At 73.5% G+C, this 21,012-nt stretch carries 25 protein-coding genes and 1 tRNA gene; 10 read left to right on the top strand and 16 right to left on the bottom strand.

Features of this window, described 5'->3' with window-relative positions:
* The first annotated feature begins 27 nt into the window (after positions 1 to 27).
* Together H8838_RS04950 and H8838_RS04945 are read left to right on the top strand one after the other, a co-directional pair.
* A complete protein-coding gene (locus H8838_RS04950) occupies positions 28 to 465 on the top strand; it encodes a hypothetical protein (RefSeq protein WP_185996070.1) in 438 nt (145 codons plus the stop codon).
* Positions 466 to 619: 154 nt separating this feature from the next.
* Positions 620 to 2,638, top strand: coding sequence for a PhoX family protein (locus tag H8838_RS04945; protein WP_185996069.1), 2,019 nt, complete (start codon positions 620 to 622; stop codon positions 2,636 to 2,638).
* Between the two features lie 2 nt (positions 2,639 to 2,640).
* Here the strand turns inward: H8838_RS04945 and H8838_RS04940 are convergent, their stop codons facing one another.
* Positions 2,641 to 3,111, bottom strand: coding sequence for a tRNA (cytidine(34)-2'-O)-methyltransferase (locus tag H8838_RS04940; protein WP_185996068.1), 471 nt, complete (start codon positions 3,109 to 3,111; stop codon positions 2,641 to 2,643).
* A 37-nt stretch (positions 3,112 to 3,148) separates the two neighbouring features.
* On the bottom strand, positions 3,149 to 3,529 hold the full coding sequence (locus H8838_RS04935) for a hypothetical protein (protein ID WP_185996067.1): 381 nt from the start codon (positions 3,527 to 3,529) through the stop codon (positions 3,149 to 3,151).
* 53 nt (positions 3,530 to 3,582) lie between these two features.
* Between H8838_RS04935 and H8838_RS04930 the strand changes: the two genes are divergently transcribed.
* Positions 3,583 to 3,774 carry a helix-hairpin-helix domain-containing protein gene (locus tag H8838_RS04930; RefSeq protein ID WP_185996066.1) on the top strand — a complete coding sequence of 64 codons (192 nt, stop codon included), beginning with the start codon at positions 3,583 to 3,585 and terminating at the stop codon, positions 3,772 to 3,774.
* 6 nt (positions 3,775 to 3,780) lie between these two features.
* On the opposite strand, the gene H8838_RS04925 is transcribed toward H8838_RS04930, so the two are convergent.
* A complete protein-coding gene (locus H8838_RS04925) occupies positions 3,781 to 4,143 on the bottom strand; it encodes a TfoX/Sxy family protein (protein WP_185996065.1) in 363 nt (120 codons plus the stop codon).
* Between the two features lie 173 nt (positions 4,144 to 4,316).
* Between H8838_RS04925 and H8838_RS04920 the strand changes: the two genes are divergently transcribed.
* A complete protein-coding gene (locus H8838_RS04920; RefSeq protein ID WP_181311552.1) occupies positions 4,317 to 4,961 on the top strand; it encodes a TetR/AcrR family transcriptional regulator in 645 nt (214 codons plus the stop codon).
* Positions 4,958 to 6,139: a GDSL-type esterase/lipase family protein gene (locus tag H8838_RS04915; RefSeq protein ID WP_185996064.1), complete on the top strand. Its 1,182-nt coding sequence runs from the start codon at positions 4,958 to 4,960 to the stop codon at positions 6,137 to 6,139. The genes H8838_RS04920 and H8838_RS04915 overlap by 4 nt, the downstream gene beginning before the upstream one ends.
* A gap of 65 nt (positions 6,140 to 6,204) precedes the next feature.
* On the opposite strand, the gene H8838_RS04910 is transcribed toward H8838_RS04915, so the two are convergent.
* Positions 6,205 to 6,408: a cold-shock protein gene (locus H8838_RS04910; RefSeq protein WP_181311554.1), complete on the bottom strand. Its 204-nt coding sequence runs from the start codon at positions 6,406 to 6,408 to the stop codon at positions 6,205 to 6,207.
* A gap of 300 nt (positions 6,409 to 6,708) precedes the next feature.
* Here H8838_RS04910 and H8838_RS04905 point away from each other — a divergent pair, with 300 nt between their 5' ends.
* The gene (locus H8838_RS04905) at positions 6,709 to 7,413 is read left to right on the top strand and encodes a VOC family protein (RefSeq protein WP_185996063.1); all 705 of its coding nucleotides are present in this window, start codon (positions 6,709 to 6,711) and stop codon (positions 7,411 to 7,413) included.
* 3 nt (positions 7,414 to 7,416) lie between these two features.
* Here the strand turns inward: H8838_RS04905 and H8838_RS04900 are convergent, their stop codons facing one another.
* Together H8838_RS04900 and H8838_RS04895 are read right to left on the bottom strand one after the other, a co-directional pair.
* Positions 7,417 to 8,043 (bottom strand): YigZ family protein, encoded by a 627-nt coding sequence (locus H8838_RS04900; protein ID WP_185996062.1) that lies wholly within the window; start codon positions 8,041 to 8,043, stop codon positions 7,417 to 7,419.
* Positions 8,034 to 8,810 carry a TSUP family transporter gene (locus H8838_RS04895; RefSeq protein WP_185996061.1) on the bottom strand — a complete coding sequence of 259 codons (777 nt, stop codon included), beginning with the start codon at positions 8,808 to 8,810 and terminating at the stop codon, positions 8,034 to 8,036. The genes H8838_RS04900 and H8838_RS04895 overlap by 10 nt, the downstream gene beginning before the upstream one ends.
* A 136-nt stretch (positions 8,811 to 8,946) precedes the next feature.
* Between H8838_RS04895 and H8838_RS04890 the strand changes: the two genes are divergently transcribed.
* Positions 8,947 to 10,554 carry a sensor histidine kinase gene (locus H8838_RS04890; RefSeq protein WP_181311558.1) on the top strand — a complete coding sequence of 536 codons (1,608 nt, stop codon included), beginning with the start codon at positions 8,947 to 8,949 and terminating at the stop codon, positions 10,552 to 10,554.
* Between the two features lie 43 nt (positions 10,555 to 10,597).
* Here H8838_RS04890 and H8838_RS04885 read toward each other — a convergent pair whose 3' ends face one another.
* A complete protein-coding gene (locus tag H8838_RS04885) occupies positions 10,598 to 12,010 on the bottom strand; it encodes a cystathionine beta-synthase (protein ID WP_181311559.1) in 1,413 nt (470 codons plus the stop codon).
* Positions 12,011 to 12,063: 53 nt separating this feature from the next.
* Between H8838_RS04885 and H8838_RS04880 the strand changes: the two genes are divergently transcribed.
* Positions 12,064 to 13,140 carry an SGNH/GDSL hydrolase family protein gene (locus tag H8838_RS04880; RefSeq protein ID WP_185996060.1) on the top strand — a complete coding sequence of 359 codons (1,077 nt, stop codon included), beginning with the start codon at positions 12,064 to 12,066 and terminating at the stop codon, positions 13,138 to 13,140.
* Positions 13,141 to 13,358: 218 nt separating this feature from the next.
* Here the strand turns inward: H8838_RS04880 and H8838_RS04875 are convergent, their stop codons facing one another.
* From H8838_RS04875 to H8838_RS04850, 6 genes are all read right to left on the bottom strand, one after another.
* A complete protein-coding gene (locus H8838_RS04875) occupies positions 13,359 to 14,204 on the bottom strand; it encodes a Bax inhibitor-1/YccA family protein (protein WP_181311561.1) in 846 nt (281 codons plus the stop codon).
* 123 nt (positions 14,205 to 14,327) lie between these two features.
* Positions 14,328 to 14,400: transfer RNA gene (locus H8838_RS04870), tRNA-Leu, on the bottom strand.
* Between the two features lie 13 nt (positions 14,401 to 14,413).
* A complete protein-coding gene (def, locus tag H8838_RS04865) occupies positions 14,414 to 14,974 on the bottom strand; it encodes a peptide deformylase (protein WP_181311562.1) in 561 nt (186 codons plus the stop codon).
* Positions 14,971 to 15,501, bottom strand: coding sequence for a glycine cleavage system protein R (locus tag H8838_RS04860; RefSeq protein ID WP_181311563.1), 531 nt, complete (start codon positions 15,499 to 15,501; stop codon positions 14,971 to 14,973). The genes def and H8838_RS04860 overlap by 4 nt, the downstream gene beginning before the upstream one ends.
* Before the next feature lie 24 nt (positions 15,502 to 15,525).
* Positions 15,526 to 16,362 carry a uracil-DNA glycosylase gene (locus H8838_RS04855; RefSeq protein ID WP_181311564.1) on the bottom strand — a complete coding sequence of 279 codons (837 nt, stop codon included), beginning with the start codon at positions 16,360 to 16,362 and terminating at the stop codon, positions 15,526 to 15,528.
* Positions 16,359 to 17,312 (bottom strand): EamA family transporter, encoded by a 954-nt coding sequence (locus H8838_RS04850; RefSeq protein ID WP_224766387.1) that lies wholly within the window; start codon positions 17,310 to 17,312, stop codon positions 16,359 to 16,361. The genes H8838_RS04855 and H8838_RS04850 overlap by 4 nt, the downstream gene beginning before the upstream one ends.
* A 65-nt stretch (positions 17,313 to 17,377) precedes the next feature.
* Here H8838_RS04850 and H8838_RS04845 point away from each other — a divergent pair, with 65 nt between their 5' ends.
* Positions 17,378 to 18,301 (top strand): LysR substrate-binding domain-containing protein, encoded by a 924-nt coding sequence (locus H8838_RS04845; RefSeq protein ID WP_181311565.1) that lies wholly within the window; start codon positions 17,378 to 17,380, stop codon positions 18,299 to 18,301.
* 52 nt (positions 18,302 to 18,353) lie between these two features.
* Positions 18,354 to 18,998 (top strand): homocysteine S-methyltransferase family protein, encoded by a 645-nt coding sequence (locus H8838_RS04840; protein WP_185996059.1) that lies wholly within the window; start codon positions 18,354 to 18,356, stop codon positions 18,996 to 18,998.
* Here the strand turns inward: H8838_RS04840 and H8838_RS04835 are convergent.
* From H8838_RS04835 to H8838_RS04825, 3 genes are read right to left on the bottom strand one after another with little or no spacing between them, the layout of a single operon-like run.
* On the bottom strand, positions 18,926 to 19,879 hold the full coding sequence (locus H8838_RS04835; RefSeq protein ID WP_224766386.1) for a Ppx/GppA phosphatase family protein: 954 nt from the start codon (positions 19,877 to 19,879) through the stop codon (positions 18,926 to 18,928). The two genes, H8838_RS04840 and H8838_RS04835, sit on opposite strands and share 73 nt — an antisense overlap.
* A complete protein-coding gene (locus tag H8838_RS04830) occupies positions 19,872 to 20,402 on the bottom strand; it encodes a DUF501 domain-containing protein (RefSeq protein ID WP_181311569.1) in 531 nt (176 codons plus the stop codon). Before H8838_RS04830 ends, H8838_RS04835 begins: the two co-directional genes overlap by 8 nt.
* Positions 20,399 to 21,007, bottom strand: a complete 609-nt coding sequence (locus tag H8838_RS04825) for an FtsB family cell division protein (RefSeq protein WP_181311570.1) — start codon at positions 21,005 to 21,007, stop codon at positions 20,399 to 20,401. The genes H8838_RS04830 and H8838_RS04825 overlap by 4 nt, the downstream gene beginning before the upstream one ends.
* Positions 21,008 to 21,012: the final 5 nt, after the last annotated feature.

Below are 21,012 nucleotides of genomic sequence, written 5' to 3'. Positions count from 1 at the left end.
TCAGCCGTCACCGTACGATCACGCCCCATGAAGGTCGTGGACGCGCACGGACAGGTCTGGCGCGTCTCCCGGCGCTGGGTGCCGTGGCGTCGCCGCGGTGAGTTCTCCGACAGCGCCGACGGTCTCGACTTCCTCGACGCCGAGCCGGACAACCCGATCGGCTGCCTGCTGTGGTTGGTCGGGCTCGTGGTGGCCATCCCGACGTTGACCGTGATGCTGATCGGGCTGACGTTCACTGTCGTCGAGCTGGTTCTGCTCGCCGTACTCCTCCCCTTCGCGATCCTCGGTCGGGTCCTCTTCGGCCGGCACTGGTACGTCGAGGTCAGGCACGGGTTCGAGCGGGTCTGGGAGGCGGAGGCCGGCGACTGGGCCGCCAGCCGCGAGGAGATCCACGCCAACGCCGACCGGCTGCGCCGCGGCGACCACCCCGTCCAGCTCCTGCCCGACGCACGCGACCTCGCCTGACCCGGCGGACTCCGCCACGCGGGCACCGGAACCCAGCCTTCGGCAGTCGTTCACCCGCCGGTCATCGCGACGTCGCTCCCCGGGTCCGGCAGCGTCCCTAGCGTCACGCGTACCCGCCGGGACCGCACCCGGAGACGCGACCGAGGAGCCGGACATGACGCACTCCCCCGACCAGCCCCCTCTGCTGCCGATGCTCGGCCACACGCAGGGCACCCGCAGCGCCACCGTGTGCCACTGGCGGTGCGCCGACCAGTGCGCCACCGCCCACCCGGCCCGGAGCGAGAGCCCCGCCTTCGCCGAGGTCGCCCAGGAGGCGCTCGGTCGCCGTACCGTGCTGCGCGGCGGGCTCGGCGCGCTCGTGGCCGGCGGCACCCTGGCCCTGGCCGGACCCGCCGCGGCGGGTCCGGGCAAGGGACCGGGCAAGGGCAAGGGGCCGGGCAAGGCTCCTGTCTCCGCGCTCCCGTTCACCCAGCTGCGGCCCGCGCCGACCGCCGACGTGGACGAGCTCACCGTGCCGGCCGGCTACGACTGGACGGCGATCATGGCCTGGGGCGACCCGGTCGTCGCGGAGGCACCGCTCTTCGACTTCGACCGGCAGAGCGCCGCCGCACAGCGGCTCCAGTTCGGCTACAACAACGACTTCCTGGCGTTCCTCCCGCTGCCGGGCAGGAACCGCGCGCTGATGGTGGTCAACCACGAGTACACCAACCCCGAGCTGATGTTCTCCGGGGCTCCGGCCGACGAGGCGGAGCGGCTCGAGCGGCTGGCGATCGAGATGGCCGCCCACGGGATGTCGGTGGTGGAGGTGTGCCGCCGGGGAGCACGCCACCCCTGGCAGCCCGTACGCCGCTCGCGCTACAACCGCCGCGTGCACCAGCAGACGGAGCTCGCGATGACCGGGCCGGCGGCGGGGACGTCGTACCTGCGGACCGCCGCCGACCCGCGTGGCACCCGCGTGCTGGGCACGGTCAACAACTGCGCCGGCGGCGTCACCCCGTGGGGCACCGTGCTGTCCGGGGAGGAGAACTTCCAGGGCTACTTCAAGGCCGGCCCCACCCAGGACCCGCGCAACCTGACCTACGGGATCGGCGGCGGCCGCGGGTGGGAGGCGGTCGAGCCGCGGTGGGACCTGGGGACAGAGCCGAACGAGGCCAACCGCTTCGGGTGGATCGTCGAGATCGACCCCTACGACCCGACCTCGACCCCGCGCAAGCACACCGCGCTCGGCCGGTTCAAGCACGAGGGGGCGACCGTCGACCTGGCCCCCGACGGCCGGGCGGTCGCGGTGATGGGCGACGACCAGGGCAACGAGTACCTCTACAAGTTCATCTCCCGCGACCGGTACCGGCCGGGCTCCTCGCGGTGGGCCCGGGCCCACAACATGCGGCTGCTGGAGAACGGCGACCTGTACGTCGCCCGCCTGGACGCCGACGGCGACCCGGCCGGCACCTACGACGGCACCGGCGTCTGGCTGCCCCTGGTGGTCGGCGGCGAGTCCCAGGTCCCTGGCTTCACCGTCGAGGAGGTCCTGCTGTTCACCCGCGCGGCCGCGGACCTGGTCGGCCCGACCCCGATGGACCGCCCCGAGGACGTCCAGCGCAACCCGCGCACCGGGCACGTGTACGCCGCACTCACCAACAACACCGGGCGCACCAGCGCCGGCCCCGCCAACCCGCGCACCGGCAACCGCTACGGCCAGGTCGTGGAGCTCCGCGAGAGCCGGCCCACCGACCTGACCTTCACCTGGTCGCTGGTCCTGGTCTGCGGCGACCCGAGCGACCCCACGACGTACTTCTCCGGCTATCCGAAGCAGCTGGTCTCGCCCATCTCCAGCCCGGACAACCTCGCCTTCGACCGCTCCGGCAACCTGTGGATCTCCACCGACGGCCAGGGCAACCTCGGACTGAACGACGCCCTGCACCTGGTGCCCGTCGCCGGGCCGGAGCGCGGCCACGTCCAGCAGTTCCTCGCCGTGCCCACGGGCGCGGAGACCTGCGGGCCGGTGATCGACGAGGACTCCTCCTCGGTCTTCGTCGCCGTGCAGCACCCCGGCGACGTCGCCGGCGCCACCCCCGAGGCCCCGGCCTCCGCCTTCCCCTACGGCCGCACCGCCTACCGGGCGGCGAACGTGAAGGGTCCGCGGCCGGCGGTGGTGCAGGTACGGCGGCTCTGAGGCTAGGTCGCGCCGGGGAAGCCGTGCTGGCGCCAGGCCTCGTACGTCGCCACGGCCGCGGAGTTCGACAGGTTCAGCGACCGGCGGCCCGCGATCATCGGGATCCGGACCTGCTCGGTGACCCGGGGGTGGCCGAGCACCTCGGGCGAGAGGCCGGTCGGCTCCGGACCGAAGAGCAGCACGTCGCCGGCCTGGAACTCGACGTCGGTGTGCCACCGCGTCGCGTGCGCGGTGAAGGCGAGCACCCGGGAGGACGCGAGCGCGTCACTGGCCAGCGCCGCCTCCAGGTCCGGGTGCACCACCACCGACGCCAGGTCGTGGTAGTCCAGGCCGGCGCGCTTGAGCTTGGGCTCCGAGAGGTCGAAGCCGAGCGGCTCGACCAGGTGCAGGGTGGCGCCGGTCCCGGCCACCATCCGGATCGCGTTCCCGGTGTTGGGTGGGATCCGGGGCTCGAGGAACATCACGTGGAACACGCCTCAACCTATCCCGGAGGGGTCGACCCGGCCGAGGTCAGAGCCCCCCGATCGGGGCGACCACGCTCCGGCTCGCGGGACAGACCCACACCGCGGCCTCCCCCGAGGTCGTCGCCTCCAGGGGATGGGAGTGCGGGTGCTCCGGGCAGCGCGGCCAGTTGGTCTCGGCCACGCCCCACAGCTGGGACTCGATGGTCTGCTCCTGCACCTGGTCGGCCGCCGCCGCGACCCGTTCGTGAGCCGGCGCCGTCCGGTCCACCGCCACACCACGGCCGCTCCCGTCCGGCGCCCACATCACCGCCGAGGCGTAGCCCGGGAAGTCGTTCCACTCCCGGTCCTCCAGCCGGGGTGGCTGGAGGCCGGAGCGCTCCAGGTCGCGGCAGACCGGCTCGAGCGCCGCGCTCAGCACCTCGTCCATCGTCCTGCCTCTCCCCGTGGACCCGTCGCTCCGTCGGGCCTAGTCTGCTGAACATGAGCGACCTCGACCACCTGCCGGCGGTGGGCGGGCCGGCCACCCGGGGTCTCAGCGCTGCGGGCTACACGTGCCTGCGCGACCTCGCGGAGGTTCCGCGGGCGGACCTGGCCGCCCTGCACGGGGTGGGTCCGAAGGCGATCAGGATCATCGAGTCCGCGCTCGAGGCCCACGGGCTCGCCCTGGGCTGAGAGTCCTCACCCGGGCGGCCTCGGTGACTTGGGCGGCTTGGGCGGTCGCGCCACCGCGCGCTCCACCGCAGGCGCCACCCAGGCCCGGAGGCTGGCGTCGTCGGGTAGGTCCGCCGCGGAGACCAGGACGACGCCGCCCATCGTGCGCTCCCCCATGGTCGCCCGCCGGGCGCCCCGGGCCAGCGCCTCGTCGATCCCGGCCGCGCCGACGTGCACCATCAGGTCGTCGTCGCCGCAGCCGACGGCCATGTGGGTGTTGACCGTCCAGCACAGGCCGCCGAACATCTTGATCTCCCGGCTGGCGTGGTCGCCGGCCGCCTCGTTGACGGCATCCCGGACGCGCTCGGCGAGCTCCTCGTCGTACGACATGCCGCACCTCCCGCCCAGGACCGGCGCTCCCGCCGCCCTCCGGTCGATCGTCCCGCGGCGACGGTTCGAGCGTCCAGCCTTGCGCGCAGTCAGATCGCGCACCGCGATCGTCGGCCTGCCTCCCCTTCCCCTAACCTAAAGGTCTTAGGTTCGAGCGCAGGAAGGAGACGGCGATGCCCCGGGCAGGACTCACCCCCGACCGCGTCACCCTCGGCGCCGCCGAGCTCGCCGACGAGATCGGCTTCGACGCCGTCACCATCTCGGCGGTCGCCCGACGCTTCGGCGTCCAAGTCGCCAGCCTCTACTCCCACGTCGCCGGCTCCCGCGACCTGCAGCAGCGCGTCGCCGTCCTCGCGCTCGACGAGATCGCCGACCGCGGCACACCCGCCCTCGCGGGCAAGTCCGGGCGGGACGCACTGGCCGCCCTCGGCGACGCCTACCGGGACTACGCGCGCCGGCACCCCGGCCGGTACGCCGCCACCCGGTTCCCCCTGGAACCCGACGAGTCCGCGGCGCGCGCGGGGGCCCGGCACGCCGAGCTGATGCTGGCCGTGCTCCACGGCTACGCGCTCACCGGCGACGAGGCGACGCACGCCACCCGGCTGCTGGGCAGCATGATCCACGGCTTCATCGCCCTCGAGCTCTCGGGCGCCTTCGACCACCGCGACCCCCGGCCCGAGCAGAGCTGGTCGCGCGCGCTCGACGCGCTCGACGGCGTGCTCCGCGGCTGGGCGACCACACCGCCGGACGACCCGGCCACCCGCTCCGAACCCTCTGCCCACCGCCGAGCCCACCCCCGAGACGAGACGGACCGATGAGCACCGACCTGATCACCACCCCCGTGACCGCCGACCTGCTGCGCGGCTGCCTGGAGACCGAGCAGACCGAGGACGGCCTGCTCCCGCACCGGGTGCCCGCCTGGGCCCGCGCCCAGACCGACGACCCGCAGCTGCACCTGGTCGAGGCGCAGCCCGCCGGCGTACGCCTGGTCTTCCGTACCGCCGCCACCCGGATCGAGCTCGACACCGTGCCCACCAAGCGGGTGTACGCCGGCAGCCCGCCGCGTCCGGACGGGATCTACGACCTGCTCGTCGAAGGGCGCCTGGTCGGCCAGGGCTCGGTCACCGGCGGCAGGACCATGACCATCGACCTGATGACCGGAGCCGCGGAGACCACCCACGGGCCGGCCGGCACCCTGCGGTTCACCGGCCTCGAGCCGGCCACCAAGGACGTCGAGATCTGGCTGCCGCACGACGAGACCACCGAGCTGGTCGCGCTGCGTACCGACGCCCCCGTCACGCCGGCGCCGGCCACCGGGCGGCGTACCTGGCTGCACCACGGCAGCTCGATCAGCCACGGCTCGGTGGCCGCGAGCCCGTCGGAGACCTGGCCCGCGCGGGCCGCCCGGCTCGCCGACGTCGAGCTGGTCAACCTGGGGCTCGGCGGCAGCGCGCTGCTCGACCCGTTCGTGGCCCGGGTGCTGCGCGACACCCCCGCCGACCTGGTCAGCCTCAAGCTCGGGATCAACGTGGTCAACAACGACCTGATGCGCCGGCGCGCCTTCGGCCCGGCCGTGCACGGCTTCCTCGACACGATCCGCGAGGGGCACCCGACCACGCCGCTGCTGGTGGTCTCGCCGATCCTGTGCCCGATCCACGAGGAGACCCCGGGACCCTCGATGCCGGACCTGTCCGCGCTCGCGGAGGGGCGGCTCAGCTTCGAGGCCGGGGGCGACCCGGCGGAGGTCGCCTCCGGGAAGCTGACGCTGGCGGTGATCCGCGACGAGCTGGCCCGGATCGTGACCCGGCGCCAGGCCGAGGACCCGCACCTGTACTACCTGGACGGCCGCGAGCTGTACGGCGAAGCCGACGCCGCCGACCTGCCGCTGCCCGACCAGCTGCACCCCGACGCCGAGACCCACCGTCTGATCGGCGACCGGTTCGCGGCGGGTCCGTTCCTCACCGAGGGTGCGGGCGCGCAGACCGCCCGGGCCTGATCACCGGGGCCTGAAATGCACGAAGGCCCCGACCGCAGAGCGGTCGGGGCCTTCAGTGAAGTCAATCAGGCGACGCGGACGTTCTCAGCCTGGGGACCCTTGGGGCCCTGGGCGAGGTCGAACTCGACCTTCTGGTTGTCCTCGAGCGACTTGTAACCGCTGGTCTGGATCGCGGAGAAGTGGACGAACACGTCCTCGCCGCCACCATCCTGAGCGATGAAGCCGAAGCCCTTGTCAGCGTTGAACCACTTAACGGTGCCCTGAGCCATGATCTGTTCCTTTGTTCGTGCGAGAGGACACTGTGCCCTCCGGCCTTGCTGAAGACATCCAACCTGTGCTGATGTCCAGCGAACCGAAAACCAGGAAGTACGAGATACAAGCTCCGCGAGGTGCGGGGCAAGGATGGCCCGGAGGTCATCCCTTCAACGAGATAGACACTAGCCCACCTGGTCCGGATCCGCCTATTCGGCGACGCATCCGGCCCGTTGCCGTCCGGCCGCACCACGTCCTACTCTCGAACGCGACCGCGTCTCCAGGGCGCGCATCGTCGCTTCTCGAGGGAGCCACCGATGACCGTTCGTCTTGCCGCACTGGAGTACGACGCCGTACGTCCCCGCGAGCTCGCCAGCTTCTGGGGGTCGCTGCTCGGACGGAGCGTCGCCGGCGACGGCGTCACTCTCCCGGCCTCCGGATCACCCGGCTTCGCGCTCCGCTTCGTCGCCACCGAGCGGCCGAAGTCGGCGCGGAACATGATGCACTTCGACCTGACCAGCGACTCGCCCGCGGCCCAGGAGCGCAGCGTCGCCCTGGCGCTGAGCCTGGGCGGGCGGCACTTCGACGTCGGACAGCGCGGCGACGAGGGGCACGTCGTGCTGGCCGACCCCGAGGACAACGAGTTCTGCGTGATCGCGCCCGGCAACCGCTTCCTCGCCGGCACGGGCCGGATCGGGGCGCTCGCCGGGGAGGGATCCCGCGAGGTGGGCTACTTCTGGAGCGAGATGCTCGACTGGCCGCTGGTGTGGGACCAGGACGAGGAGACGGCCATCCAGTCCCCGAGCGGGGGCACGAAGATCACCTGGGGCGGCCCCCCGCCCCTGCCCAAGCACGGCCGCAACCGGCTCAGGTGGGTGCTGGAGTGCGACAGCCCCCTGGAGCAGGAGTCGGAGCGGATCAAGGACCTCGGCGCGGTGCTCGTCGAGGCCGGACCGGGACGCGTCGAGCTGGCCGACCCCGGGGACCACGAGTTCGTCCTCGTGCCGGACCACCCGGCCTGAGCCTCACCCGAGGTCGACCCAGCGCTCCCCGACGCTGACCGGCTCCGCGCGCCCCGCGGTCAGCTCCGCGACCGTCCGGGCCAGCCCCGCGGCGTCACCGGTGCCGAGCAGCAGCCGCACGTGCGCGGCGTACTCCACGTCGAGCACCTCGACCCCCCGCGCCCGCAGCTCGCTCTCCACCCGGCCGGCGTCCGCATGGTCCAGCTCGAGCAGCCACTCCCCCAGCAGCCGCCGCTCCCGGGTGCCGACCTCGTCCAAGGCGGCGCCGACCGCGTCGCCGTAGGCGCGCACCAGCCCGCCCGCCCCCAGCAGCACCCCGCCGAACCACCGGGTCACGACCGCGACCGCGTCGCTCACCTCGCGCCCGCGCAGCACCTGGAGCATCGGCGCGCCCGCGGTGCCCGACGGCTCCCCGTCGTCGGAGGAGCGCTGGAGCGCGCCGTCGGGGCCGAGCACGAACGCCGAGCAGTGGTGCCGGGCGTCCCAGTGCACCCGTCGCTGCTCCTCGACCACCGCCCGGGCGGCGGCCTCGGACTCCACCCGCCTCAGCACGCAGAGGAACCGGGAGCGCTTGATCTCCAGCTCCGCCTCGCCGTCGCGGGCCAGGGTCAGGTAGGAGGTCACCACCATCCGAGCAGTCCCCCGCCGATCCGGACGATGAACCCGCTGACCACGACCACGAAGAAGACCCGGACGAAGGCCGCGCCCTTGCCGATCGCGGTGCGCGCGCCCAGGTAGCCGCCGGCCATGTTGGCCACGCCCATCAGCAGGCCGATGCCCCAGAGCACCGCGCCCTGCGGGATGAAGACCACCAGCGCCGCCAGGTTGGTCGCCCAGTTCGCCAGCTTCGCCTTCGCCGAGGCCTCCAGGAAGCTGTAGCCCAGCAGCCCGACCAGGCTGAAGACGAAGAACGAGCCGGTGCCCGGCCCCAGCACCCCGTCGTAGAACCCGACCACCAGGCCGATGCCGAGCGCCGCGGCCGTGTGGTTCCCTCCGGTGAACCGCAGCTTCGTGACCTCGCCCAGCGACGGCTTGAACAGGACGTACGCGCCGACCACCACCAGCGCCACCAGCACGATCGGGTCGAACGCCTCGCGCGGCACCAGGCTCGCCACCGCCGCACCGCCGGCGGAGCCGACGAAGGCCGCGAGCATCAGCGGGACGAAGGTCCTCGGGTCCGGGCGGATCCGCCGGGCGTACGTCGCGGAGCTGACCGTGGTCCCGCAGATGGAGGCCAGCTTGTTGGTCGCCAGCACCTCGACCGGGGCCGCGCCCGGCAGCGCCAGCAGCAGGGCGGGCAGCTGGATCAGGCCGCCCCCGCCGACCACCGCGTCCACGAAACCGGCCGCCAGCGCGGCGAGTCCGAGCAGGACCACGACCTCGGTGGACAGCTCCACGCCGGTCTCCTCCTGCCTGCTCGCCGGCTCCCAGTGTCACCGATCGGAGGTGCCGATCGCGCGCCGGGAGGGTGTTTGTCGCCCCACCTGTTGAAGATTCCGGTCACGCGGCCTCCCGATCCGGCAGACTGCCGCCATGTCGACCACGCCCGCACCCCAGGGATCGCGCCGCGCTCCCCTGGTGGTCGCGGGCCTGCTGCCGGCCGTGACCGCGGTGTTGTGGTTCGCCTCGGACAGCCCGCTGCCCCGCAACGACGGCTTCATGCCGGCCTTCCTCACCCTGGTGCTGGGCTGCCACCTGCTGACCTCGACCATGCTGGTCGAGCACTACCGGGCAGGCGGCAGCGCCCGCCTGCTCCCGCTCTCCGCGGCGTACGTCTGGTCGGCGGTCTGCGTGGCCGCGCACGCGCTGGCCTTCCCCGACTTCTTCAGCCCCACCGGTGTGCTGGGCCAGCCCGAGGAGAGCTCCGCGTGGCTGTGGCTGGGGTGGAACATCGGGTTCCCGCTCCTCGTCGCCGTGGCGCTGGCTCCGTGGCCGGCCGGCCCGCGGCGGTGGCTCTCCCGGACCGAGGGGCGCACCGCACGCACGCTCGCCGTGCACACCGTCACCGCGCTGGCCGCGCTCGGCTTCGTCGTGCTCTGCACCCGCTACGTCGACCTCCTGCCCAACGTGATGACCGGCCAGAGCTACCGCGGCTTCGCCGACTCCCAGGGCTACCGGCTCTTCGCGCTCAACCTGATCGCGCTCGGGGTCGCGCTGGTCGGGGTGCTGCGCCGCGGCGCCGGCGGCGGCCTGGAGAACTGGGCCGTGGTCGCCGTCGTGGCCTCCTGCTGCGACTCCTGGCTGGTGATCAGCGGGGAGGCCCGGTGGACCGTCGGCTGGTACACCGCCCGCGGGCTGGCCCTGACCGCGGCGGTGATCGTGCTCATCGCCATGCTGCGCGAGGTCACCTTCCTCTACCGGCACACCCGCCGCACCGCCGACCTGCTGCGCGAGCACAACGAGACGCTCCAGGAGGCACAGACCCTGCGCGAGCACTTGGTCGCGGTGGTCAGCCACGACATGCGCACGCCGCTCAGCGGCCTGGAGGGCTACCTGGAGGTGCTCGCCACCGACGACCTCTCCCCGGAGCAGGCGGAGCGGATGCTGGCCCGTGCGCGGATGCTCGCCACCCGGCTCTCGCTGATGACCGAGGACCTGCTGGGCGTGGCCACCGCCGGACGCGCCGGCCTCTCCCTGCAGCTGGAGGAGGTCGACGTCACCCGTGCGCTGATCGAGTGCTCCGCCGGCTTCCCCGAGCTCGACCTGCGCCTCGACGCCGCGCGCGGCGTGTTCGTGAAGGCGGACCCGTTGCGGCTCCAGCAGGTGCTCACCAACCTGGTGCGCAACGCGCAGAACTACGGCGCGGAGCCGGTACGGGTCCGGGCCACCCAGGTCGGTGACCGCTTCGTCCAGATCAGCGTCACCGACGACGGCTCCGGTGTGCCCGAGGAGTTCGTGCCCCGGCTCTTCGACGCCTACACCCGGGTCGAGGGCACCAGGCGGCACGGCTCCGGGCTCGGCCTGTCCGTGGTGCGCGACCTGGTCACCGCGATGTCCGGCAGCGTCCACTACGACGCCCTCGACAACACCTTCCGGGTCGTCCTGCCCGGCGGTGTGCGGGCCGACCAGGCCCCGCCCGCCTCCTCGGCGTGCGACGACGCCCGCGGCGACACCGGCGACCGGGTGCTCGTCCGAGACTGAGCCCGGCAGCCCCGGCCCGACCGGGCCGGGGTCGGCGGAGCGGTCAGCTGCGGGCGAGCACCGCGAGCAGGTCGTGCCGGGTCACCACGCCCACGGGCTTGCCGTCCTCGTGCACCAGCACGGCGTCCGCCTTCTCCACCAGGTGCACCGCCTCGCGGGCCGGCTCGGTGGAGCCGATCGTCGGCAGCGGCTCGGACATGTGGTCCTCGACCGGGTCGGTGAGTTTGGCCTGGCCGGTGAAGAGCGCGTCCAGCAGCGCCCGCTCGGAGACCGAGCCGGCGACCTCGGCGGCCACGATCGGCGGCTCCGCGCGGACCACGGGCATCTGGGAGACGCCGTACTCCTGGAGGATGTGCACCGCCTCGGCGATCGTCTCGGCCGGGTGGGTGTGCACCAGCGCGGGCAGCGCGCCGGTCTTGCCGCGCAGCACTTCGCCCACCGTGAGGGTGTCGCTCTCGGCGGCCTCGGTGGCGAAGCCGTACTGGCCCAGCCACGAGTCGTTGAAGACCTTGGTCAGGTAGCCGCGGCCGGAGTCCGGCAGCAGCACCACGATCACCGCGTCGTCACGTCCCTGCTCGGCCAGCTCGACGGCCAGCTGCTTGGCGGCGAAGGCGGCCATCCCCGACGAGCCGCCGACCAGCAGCGCCTCCTGCCGGGCCAGGCGCCGGGTGAAGGCGAAGGAGTCGGCGTCAGAGACCTCGATGATCCGGTCGGCGACCGACTTGTCGTAGGTCTCGGGCCAGAAGTCCTCTCCGACACCCTCGACCAGGTAGGGGCGGCCGGTGCCACCGGAGTAGACCGAGCCGGCCGGGTCCGCGCCGACGACCTGGATGTCGGGATTACGCTCCTTGAGGTAGCGCCCGATGCCGCTGATCGTGCCGCCGGTGCCGACGCCGGTGACGAAGTGAGTGATCCGCCCCTCGGTCTGCTCCCAGATCTCCGGACCGGTGGTCTCGTAGTGGGAGCGCGGGTTGTGCGGGTTGGAGTACTGGTCGGGCTTCCAGGCGCCCGGCTGCGAGGCGAGCCGGTCACTCACGTTGTAGTACGAGTCCGGGTGCTCCGGGGCCACCGCGGTCGGGCAGACCACGACCTCGGCGCCGTACGCCTTGAGCACGTTGCGCTTGTCCTCGCTGACCTTGTCGGGGCAGACGAAGACGCACTTGTAGCCCTTCTCCTGGGCGACCATGGCCAGGCCCACGCCGGTGTTGCCCGAGGTGGGCTCGACGATGGTGCCGCCGGGCTTGAGCTCGCCGGAGGCCTCGGCCGCCTCGATCATCCGGGTGGCGATGCGGTCCTTCACCGAGCCGCCCGGGTTGAGGTACTCGATCTTGGCCAGCACCAGCGGGCCGGGGCTGTCCTGGCCGCGCTCGACCTGCAGCTCGGGACCCAGCGAGGTCGAGAGCCGCATCAGCGGGGTGTTGCCGATCAGGTCAAGGAGGGAGTTCACGTACTGCATCCGAACAATCTAGTCCGCCTGATGGACAACCGTGAACTCACTAGGGTGGGTGCGTGGGTAAAGCAGCCGCCGCACGCAAGCTCGCCTCCGCCGCACTCTTCGGTGGAGGGGGACTCTCCCTGCTCGGCGGGGGCATCTACGGCCTGCTCACCCTGGAGGCCCGGGTCGCCCGGCGCGCCATCGGCAACACCACCGGCGCTCCCCCGGACGCCACCGGCTGGTACGGGCGCGGACGCCCCGGCCCTGCGCTGCGGATCGCCCTGCTCGGCGACTCCAGCGCCGCCGGGTACGGCGTGCACACCGTCGAGGACACCCCGGGCGCCCACCTGGCCTCCGGCGTGGCAGTGGAGGCCGACCGGCGGGTGCACCTGCGTTCCGTCGCCGTCGTGGGGGCGAAGTCCGCGGACCTGGACCAGCAGGTCGACCGGGTGCTGCCGAGCGAGCCGGACGTCGCGGTGATCATGGTCGGCGCCAACGACGTCACCCACACCGTGTCGCCGTCCGCGTCCGTGCGCCACCTCGCCGAGGCCGTACGCCGGCTGCGCGAGGCCGGCACCGAGGTGCTGGTGGGCACCTGCCCCGACCTCGGCACGGTCCGGCCGATCCCCCCGCCGCTCAAGCAGGTGGCTCGCGAGTGGTCCCGCCGCCTGGCCGCTGCGCAGTCGATCGCGGTCGTGGCCGAGGGCGGTCGCAGCGTCTCGCTCGCCAAGGCGCTCGGTCACGAGTTCGACGCCGCGCCCGCCCTCTTCTTCGGCCCCGACCAGTTCCACCCCTCGGCAGAGGGCTACCGCTCCGTGGCCGGGGTCCTGCTCCCCTCCACGCTCGCGGCGCTGGGGCTCGTGCCGGAGGAGGAGATGCGGCCCGAGGCCCACCGCGGCGAGCGCGTCATGCCGGTAGCCACCGCCGCCGTCGAGGCAGCGCGCCACACCGGCACCGAGCTGGACGGCACCGAGGTCGCCGGCTCCCAGCGCGGCCTGCGCGGCCGGTGGGTCGAGCTGCGGCGCCGCGCCCGCCGTACCAGCACCCAGACGGAGACCCCCGAGGAGCACGAGGACCAGCACGAGGACCGCGAGCACCAGCATGGCGAGGAGCAGGGCGAGCCGGCCAGGTCCGCCGACGTCGTCGACTGACGGGGCCGCCCCGTCCCCGCACCACCCCTTGCCGCACTGCCCCCCTGTAACGCGCTGTTCAACGCACTCCCATCCCCCGCCAGTGGGGCCGTGGAGCATGTTGAACAGCGCGTTACAGGGGGCTGGCGGGGGTGGGGGCGGGGGCGGGCACACATGCCCCTGAAATGCCACAGGGCCCCGGGAAGACCCGGGGCCCTGCGCGGAGACTGCTGGTGCGATCAGTCCTGGCCGAAGATCGCCAGGATGCGCAGCAGGTTGGTGTAGATCCAGACCAGCGAGACGGTCAGCCCGAAGGCGGCACGCCACGACTCGCGCTCGTCGAGACCGGCGGCGACGCCCTGCTCGACGAAGTCGAAGTCGAGGATCAGCATGAACACACCGAGCACCAGGCCGACGACCGACATCAGCAGGCCGAGGGCACCGAAGCCGAAGAGGCCGGTGTTGACGCCGGCGAAGCTGAGCACCAGCGAGAGCAGACCGAGGCCGACCATGCCGAAGACGGCGGCCATGACGCCCTTGCGGAACTTGTCGCCGACCTTGATGCCGAGGAACTTGTACGCCGCCAGGGTGCCGGCGAACGCGGCGAAGGTGCCGAAGACCGCGCCGGAGACGATGCCGTCACCGAACTGCGCGTCGAACAGCTTGCTCAGGCCGCCGAGGGCGACACCCTCGAGGGCGGCGAAGGCGAGCACCAGCGCGGGGCTGATGACCTTCTTGAACGAGTTGACCATCGACAGGGCGAAGGCGCCGAGCGAGCCGACCATGACCGCGGTCATGATGCGGCTCATCTGCTCCTGGGTGACCGTGCCGGACAGGTCGCCGGTCCACCACCAGGTGATGAACGCGGTGACGATGACGACGCCGAGCGTGGCGGCGGTCTTCTGGACCACCGAGTCGATCGTCATCCGGCGGGCGGGCGCCTGGGTGGGCAGCCCCGTGCCCCAGGTCGACGGGTCGCCGTAGTCCTGGTCCTGGCCGTAGCCGGGGTAGGTCTGGGTGCCGTGCGCGTTCGACTGCCCGTTGAACTCGGCCGATCGCGCGAACACCGGGTTGCTGCTCTTCATGTTGGTCTCTCCTTGGAGGCCGGGAGGCGCGATCTCCCTGACCGCGCCGACGTCGTGACGCCCACTGTACGCAGGCGGCACCATGAGAACGTGTGACGAGGGCGCGGTGTTCCCGCATTTCGGTGCCCCCGCTGGGACTCGAACCCAGACTGTGCCGCTTTTAAGGCGGCTTCCTCTGCCATTGGGATACGGGGGCCGAGCCCGGAGGCTCAGAGGTAGGTCTGGCGAGCGTAGACGGCGTGGGCTCCGGCCACCCGGTCGAGGAAGAGCAGGCCGTCGCAGTGGTCGATCTCGTGCTGGAGGCAGCGCGCCTCGAACCCGTCGGTGCGCACCTCGATCTCCTCGCCGGTCCCCGGCAGCTGCCCGCGCACCAGCACCCGCGAGCCGCGCTTCACGTCGCCGGTCAGGTCCGGGACGCTCATGCACCCCTCGCGCGCCTTCTCCTTGCGGGTGGCCTCGACGACCTCGGCGTTGCAGAGCACGAACGTGCCGTGGCCGGTGCGGGTCTTGGGGTGGTCGGTGACATCGACGCAGAAGACCTTGCTGCCCACCCCGACCTGGGGCGCGGCCAGGCCGACGCAGCCGGGCGAGACCCGCATGGTCGCCACCAGGTCGGCGGCGAGCTGGACGACCTCGGGGGCGGTGGGGTCCACCCGGACGCCGTCGGTGGACAGCACCGCGGCGGGAGCGCGTACGACGTCCAGGACGCGCCCGGTCACCCCCAGCTCGTCCTCGGTCCAGGAGACGAGCCGGTCGTTGGTCCCGCTCACAGCTCGTCGGCCTCCGCGGGCCGCAGGGAGGCGCCCACGCCGAGCGCCTCGGCGGCGTCCTTGACCGCGCGCTCGAGCCCCTCGACGTCGGCGTCGGCGGGCAGGGCCACCTCGGCGAGGAGGAGGTAGAGGTCGCCGGACAGGCGGGTGGTCAGATCGGTGATGTTGCCGCCGACGCGGGCCACCTCGGCCGCGATCCGGGAGACGATGCCGGGCCGGTCGCCGCCGTGCACCGTCAGCACCCAGGCCGAGGCGGTCTCGTAGGGGGACTGCTCACGCGGGACCTCGCGCACGGTCACCGTCAGGGTGCCGTCCTCGGCCAGCGGCGCCAGGGCGCCCTCCAGCTCGGTGTCCGAGGCGGAGCCGGCGCAGACCAGCGTCATCGCGAAGTGGCCCCGCAGCAGGGTCATCGAGGTGTCCTCGATGTTGAGGCCCAGCGCGGCCAGCCGGTCGGTGGTCTCGGCGATGATCCCCGGGCGGTCGTGGCCCACCACGGTGATGGCGTGCAGCGTCCCTGCGTCAGTCATGGACGCCATTCTTACCCACCGGCCTCACCCCTCGGTGTCCGGCCGGTGACCCAGCCCGGCCAGGTCGCGGGCACGGCCCAGCACCTCGTCGAGCATCGCCGGCGTGAGGCGTCCGGTGAAGGTGTTGTGCTGCGAGGGGTGGTAGCAGCCCAGCAGGGTGAGCCCGTCGAGCGGCACCTCGATGCCGTGGCCGAACTTGGGCTTGGGCGAGGGCACGGCGACCCCGGCGCCACGCAGCGCGCGCAGGGCGCCGTCCCACCCGTAGGCCCCCAGCGCCACCACCGCCCGCAGGTGCGGACGCACCACGGCGATCTCCTGGTTGATCCACGGCGCGCAGGTGTCGCGCTCGGTCGGCGTCGGCTTGTTGGCCGGCGGAGCGCAGCGGACGGTGGCGACCATCCGGGCGCCCAGCAGCCGCTGCCCGTCGCCGGCGTGCACCGACGTGGCCTGCGCGGCCAGGCCGACCCGGTGCAGGCTGGCGAAGAGCCAGTCGCCCGAGCTGTCGCCGGTGAAGATGCGGCCGGTGCGGTTGCCCCCGTTGGCGGCCGGCGCCAGCCCGACGATGAGCACCCCGGGCTCGGGGTCGCCCCAGCCGGCGATCGGCCGGCCCCAGTAGGGCTGGTCGGCGAACGAGGCCCGCTTGGTGTGCGCGACCTCCTCGCGCCAGGCGACCAGCCGGGGGCAGGCCGAGCAGACGCTGACCCGGGCGTCGAGCTCGTCGAGCCGCTCGGTGCCGGCGAGCCGGCGTACGTCGTCCGCGTCGTGCGCGACCTCGGTGCCGGGCTGCGCGGGGTCGTCGGGCCAGCCGGTGCCCGGGGGCACCGGGGAGTCGAACTCCTGGCCGGTGACCGGGTGCCTCACCGCCGTCCGGGCACGGCGTCCACGCGCTCCTCCACAGCTGCACTGTACGCAGCGGAGGCGGGCTGAGGCCCCGGGCGCCCGCCCGGGCCGAACCGGCCGAGCGCGGCGGTGGCCACCCCCAGCAGCAGGACGACCCCGCCGCCGGCCTCGGCCGCGTTCGGCACCTCCTCCAGCACCAGCCAGGCCGAGACCATCCCGACCAGCGGCACCAGCAGCGTGAACGGGACCACCGCCGACGTGCGGTGCCGGGCCAGCAGCGAGTTCCAGATGCCGTAGCCGACCCACGAGGCGAGCACCGCGGTGTACGCCGTGGAGAGCACCGCCGCGAGCGACAGCGAGGTCAGGGCATGCCCGACCTCGGCGGGCCCGTCGAGGAGCAGGCTGAGCACCAGCAGCGGGACCGGCACCACGGTGGCCGACCACACCGTCAGCCCGAACCCGGAGGCGGCACCCGCCCGGCGGGCCACCACGTTGCCGCACGCCCAGGAGGCCGCGGCGGCCACGGTGACCAGCAGCGCCAGCAGGGGGGTGGCGGCGCTCCGGCCGAGGGCGACGACGCCCAGGCCGACCGCGCCGAGCACGACGCCGACGACCTGCGCGCCGGTCGGCCGTTCGGCGAGCCGGACCGCCGCGAAGACGACGGTGAGCACCACCTGCGCCTGGAGCACCAGCGAGGCCAGGCCCGGCGGCATCCCCATCGCCAGGGCGGAGTAGAGCAGCCCGAACTGGCCCACGCTCATGAAGAGCCCGACCAGCGCCACCTGGCGGAACGCGACGGCCGGCCGGGCGACCACCACGACTGCGAGTGAGACCACGGCGAACCGCAGCGCGGCGAAGAGCAGCGGCGGCATGTCGTCGTCGAGGCCGGCATCGATGACGACGAAGTTGACGCCCCAGATGACGGCGACGAGGGTGGCGAGCAGGGAGTCCTTGAGGGGCACGTCACCCATGGTCCGTCGAGCCGACCGTTCACGTCCATCGCACGATCGGGGGCTCGACCCGGTAGCGTTGCTTCATGATCGACCTCGTCGCCCTGCAGTCCCTGCTAGCCCTGGACGCCCAGGGCACCGTCGGCGCGGCCGCGGCCACGCTCGGCTACACCCCGTCCGCGGTCTCCCAGCAGATCAAGCGGCTGGAGGCGCAGGCCGGCGTCCCGCTCACCGAGCGGGTGGGTCGCCGGGTGGTGCTGACCGAGCAGGCCCGGCTGCTGGTCGCGGAGGGTCGCGACGTGCTGGCCCGGGTCGAGTCGCTGGAGTCGGCGCTGCTGGCGCACGGCGGGGAGATCGCCGGCTCGCTGCGGCTCGCCGCGTTCTCCACCGGCGTCCGCGGGCTGGTCGCCCCGCTCGCCGCGGACCTGCGGTGCAGCGCGCCCGAGCTCGCCCTGACGGTCACCGAGGTCGACCCCGCCGAGGCCGTCGGACTGGTCGCCTCCGGCCAGGTCGACCTCGCGCTGGTGCACAGCTGGGTGGGGGTCGGGCTGCCCGTGCCGAGCCGGGTGCGCGACGAGCACCTGGGCCTCGACGTGGCCGACCTGCTGGTGCACCGGGACCACCCGCTCGCCGCGCGGCAGCGGGTGGCTGCCGCCGACCTGCAGGACGAGACGTGGGCCAGCACCCACCCCGGCACCATCTGCCACGACTGGTTCCAGGTCATGTTCGCCGGCCTGCGCCTGCCGGCGGTCAGCTTCTGGTCGTTCGAGTTCGAGTCCCAGGTCCGGCTGGTCCAGGAGGGCGTCGCGGTTGCCCTGGTCCCCCGGCTGGGCCGCGGACCGCTGCCCGAGGAGGTGGTGGCGGTGCCCGTGGTCGACCCGGTCCCCACCCGGACGGTGCGGATGCTGTGGCGCCGCACCATGGACGACAGTCCCGCTATCCGGCACCTGCGGGAGCAGCTCGTGCGCCTGGTGCGACACCGCGGGTCGTTGAGCACCGACCCCTTGTAGCCCGGCGTCACGGAGTGCTACGACGGGCGGATCAGCCGATGGGAGGCAGCTCATGGCCACACCACTCGCGCAGCTCGATCACCGGCCTTTCGTCACCGACGGCGGACTCGAGACCGACCTGCTGTTCCACCACGGCGTCACGCTCCCCGACTTCGCGGCGTTCCCGCTGGTGGGCGACACGCGTGGCCGCTCGCTGCTGTCCGACTACTACGACGGGTACGCCGAGATCGCCCGTCGCCACGACGCGACCCTGCTGCTGGAGAGTCCCACCTGGCGAGCCAGTCCCGACTGGGCCGGCCGCCTCGGCTACTCCCCCGACGAGCTCGACCGGCTCAACCAGGGCGCGGTGGCGGTGATGCGGGGCATCGGCGCCCACCCCACGCACCTGGCCCGCGCCCTGGCCGACGGCGGCGCGTGGCGGGAGCGGGTGGTCGGGGTGCGCGCCAACGCCTCGGCGCTCTCCCACGCCGAGCTGGACGAGGCGGAGGAGCTCGACGAGGGCGACCCGGAGCAGTTCGCGGTGGACCACCTGGCCCTGGGCGCCCTGCTGCCCCGGTTGAGCATCCTCGGCGGGTGCTGCGGCACCGACGCCCGGCACGTGGCCGCCCTGTGGGCGGCACCGCCTCAGGTGCTGCGCGAGGCCACCGACCAGGCGATGCCGTCGAGGATGTCGGACTCCGAGACCGTCCAGGAGTAGACCGACGTACGGCGCAGCACCCGGTCCAGGATCAGCGCGCCGGCGTCGATCACGTCGGCACGGCCGGGGTGCATGAACGGCATCCGCAGCCGCTCCGCGACCGGGGCGGCGACGACCCGGTCGATGAAGGCGTGGGTGTCGGAGACGGGCACCACCGCCTGGTCGATCGCCTCCCGGTCGTACGCCGGCAGGTCCAGGCAGCCGGCCGCGATCGTCGTGCAGGTCCCGGCGACCCCCACCACCGTCGCGGCGCGGCCCAGCTCGACCCCGGCCGCCTCCGCGGCGTCCAGGGCGGCGTCCACGTCGGCGGCGCAGGCGGCCACCTGCTCGGCGGTCGGCGGGTCGTCGCGCAGGTGCCGCTCGTGCAGGCGCACCGACCCGATGTCCAGGGAGATCGACGCCTCCGGGGCGTGCGTGCCCAGCACCAGCTCGGTGGAGCCGCCGCCGATGTCGACCACCAGCACCGGCGGCTCCGCCGGGGTGCGCAGGTTGCGGACCGCCCCGTCGAAGGCGAGCGCCGCCTCCTCGTGGCCGGCGATCACCTCGGGCCGGACCCCGAGCCGCTCCTGCACCCCGGCGGCGAAGACGTCGGCGTTGGCCGCGTCCCGGGTGGCCGAGGTGGCGCAGAACCGGATCCGGTCCCGGGGGACGCCGTGCTCGGCGATCAGCGCGGCGTACTCGTCGATCGCGGCGAAGCAGCGGGCCAGCGCCTCGGCCGAGAGCAGCCCGGTGGTGTCGACCCCCTCGCCGAGCCGGACCATCCGCATCTCGCGGACCGCCACCTCGGGCATCGAGCCGATCAGCAGCTTGACGGTGTTGGTGCCGCAGTCGATCGCGGCGACGGGGTTTCGAGACGGGCGCGGGGCGCCCTCCTCAACCACCGTTGTTCTCCTCGGGGGCGACGCACGGACCGTCGGCCCACCACTCCCCCAGCAGGTCGAGCACCTCGTCGCCCAGCGGGTTGACGCCCCGGCCCTGGGCCAGCGACTGGCCGGCCAGCACGTGCAGGCACTTGACCCGGTCGGGCATCCCGCCGGCGGAGATGCCCTCGATCTCGGGGACCTCCAGCCCGGCCTCCCGGGCGATCTCGTCGCGGGCGGCCAGGTAGCGCTCGTGCGCGGCGCGGTAGGCCGCGGCCAGCTCGGGGTCCTCGCCCAGGCGCGCCTGCATCTCCTTCATCAGTCCCCCGCCCTCCAGCGTCCCGATCCGGGACGCGGCGCGCGGACAGGTCAGGTAGAAGGTGGTGGGGAACGGCGTGCCGTTGGGCAGCCGCGGCTCGGTGGTCACGACGTCCGGGTTGCCGCACGGGCACCGGTGGCCGACCGCGTGGATGCCGCGGGGCTCGCGTCCCAGCTGCTGGGCGATCGCCTGCTCGTCGGACGGGTCGATCCTGGTGTTGCTCACTGCGTCTGTTCCTCGTTCTTCTTCACGCCGTCGATCTTCCGGGTCGGCTCGGGTGCCGGCGGCGGCGGGTTGCCCGCGAGCTCCACGGAGTCCCAGGCGTCGCTCCACCACGGTGTCGGGGTCTGGTCGCCGACCGTGGCCGGATCGGTCAGCCCGGTCGGGCCGTCCAGCGGCTCGCCCTGCTCGTCGAGCACCTGGAAGCCGACCTCGCCGGGCATCAGGTAGCCGAACCGGGCGCGCGCCTGGGTGCGCACGAATGCGGGGTCCTCCCAGCGCAGCTTCTCCCGCTCCAGCGCCTCGATGCTGGCCCGGCGCTGCTCGATCGCGGCCTGCGTCTCCTCGATGTGCTCGCGCTGGTCCAGGTAGGCCCGCAACGAGGAGGCGTAGGAGACCGCGAGCACGGCGAGGACCAGCATCAGCACGCCGGCGCGGCCGGTCAGCCGCGGACGCCGCCGGGGAGCCGGGGCGGTGACGGGGTGCTCCCCGGTCCGCGGGCCGGGGAGCCGGGCGGACGCGCCGACGACCCGGCCGCGCGGCGCTGGGCCACGCTGACCGGGTCGTCGGGTGCCGCCCGGAGTGGAGCGGGGGGTACGTCGTGTCGCCATCAGGC

The organism is Nocardioides campestrisoli (genome assembly GCF_013624435.2).
Taxonomy (GTDB): domain Bacteria; phylum Actinomycetota; class Actinomycetes; order Propionibacteriales; family Nocardioidaceae; genus Nocardioides; species Nocardioides campestrisoli.
This window is presented reverse-complemented; position numbering and strand designations above follow the sequence as displayed.

Coding starts and splice junctions, on each gene's coding strand:
- H8838_RS04950 (WP_185996070.1), top strand. CDS start 28: ATGAAGGTCGTGGACGCGCACGGACAGGTCTGGCGCGTCTCCCGGCGC.
- H8838_RS04945 (WP_185996069.1), top strand. CDS start 620: ATGACGCACTCCCCCGACCAGCCCCCTCTGCTGCCGATGCTCGGCCAC.
- H8838_RS04935 (WP_185996067.1), bottom strand. CDS start 3,529: ATGGACGAGGTGCTGAGCGCGGCGCTCGAGCCGGTCTGCCGCGACCTG.
- H8838_RS04930 (WP_185996066.1), top strand. CDS start 3,583: ATGAGCGACCTCGACCACCTGCCGGCGGTGGGCGGGCCGGCCACCCGG.
- H8838_RS04925 (WP_185996065.1), bottom strand. CDS start 4,143: ATGTCGTACGACGAGGAGCTCGCCGAGCGCGTCCGGGATGCCGTCAAC.
- H8838_RS04920 (WP_181311552.1), top strand. CDS start 4,317: ATGCCCCGGGCAGGACTCACCCCCGACCGCGTCACCCTCGGCGCCGCC.
- H8838_RS04915 (WP_185996064.1), top strand. CDS start 4,958: ATGAGCACCGACCTGATCACCACCCCCGTGACCGCCGACCTGCTGCGC.
- H8838_RS04910 (WP_181311554.1), bottom strand. CDS start 6,408: ATGGCTCAGGGCACCGTTAAGTGGTTCAACGCTGACAAGGGCTTCGGC.
- H8838_RS04905 (WP_185996063.1), top strand. CDS start 6,709: ATGACCGTTCGTCTTGCCGCACTGGAGTACGACGCCGTACGTCCCCGC.
- H8838_RS04900 (WP_185996062.1), bottom strand. CDS start 8,043: ATGGTGGTGACCTCCTACCTGACCCTGGCCCGCGACGGCGAGGCGGAG.
- H8838_RS04890 (WP_181311558.1), top strand. CDS start 8,947: ATGTCGACCACGCCCGCACCCCAGGGATCGCGCCGCGCTCCCCTGGTG.
- H8838_RS04885 (WP_181311559.1), bottom strand. CDS start 12,010: ATGCAGTACGTGAACTCCCTCCTTGACCTGATCGGCAACACCCCGCTG.
- H8838_RS04875 (WP_181311561.1), bottom strand. CDS start 14,204: ATGAAGAGCAGCAACCCGGTGTTCGCGCGATCGGCCGAGTTCAACGGG.
- H8838_RS04860 (WP_181311563.1), bottom strand. CDS start 15,501: ATGACTGACGCAGGGACGCTGCACGCCATCACCGTGGTGGGCCACGAC.
- H8838_RS04850 (WP_224766387.1), bottom strand. CDS start 17,312: ATGGGTGACGTGCCCCTCAAGGACTCCCTGCTCGCCACCCTCGTCGCC.
- H8838_RS04845 (WP_181311565.1), top strand. CDS start 17,378: ATGATCGACCTCGTCGCCCTGCAGTCCCTGCTAGCCCTGGACGCCCAG.
- H8838_RS04840 (WP_185996059.1), top strand. CDS start 18,354: ATGGCCACACCACTCGCGCAGCTCGATCACCGGCCTTTCGTCACCGAC.
- H8838_RS04825 (WP_181311570.1), bottom strand. CDS start 21,007: ATGGCGACACGACGTACCCCCCGCTCCACTCCGGGCGGCACCCGACGA.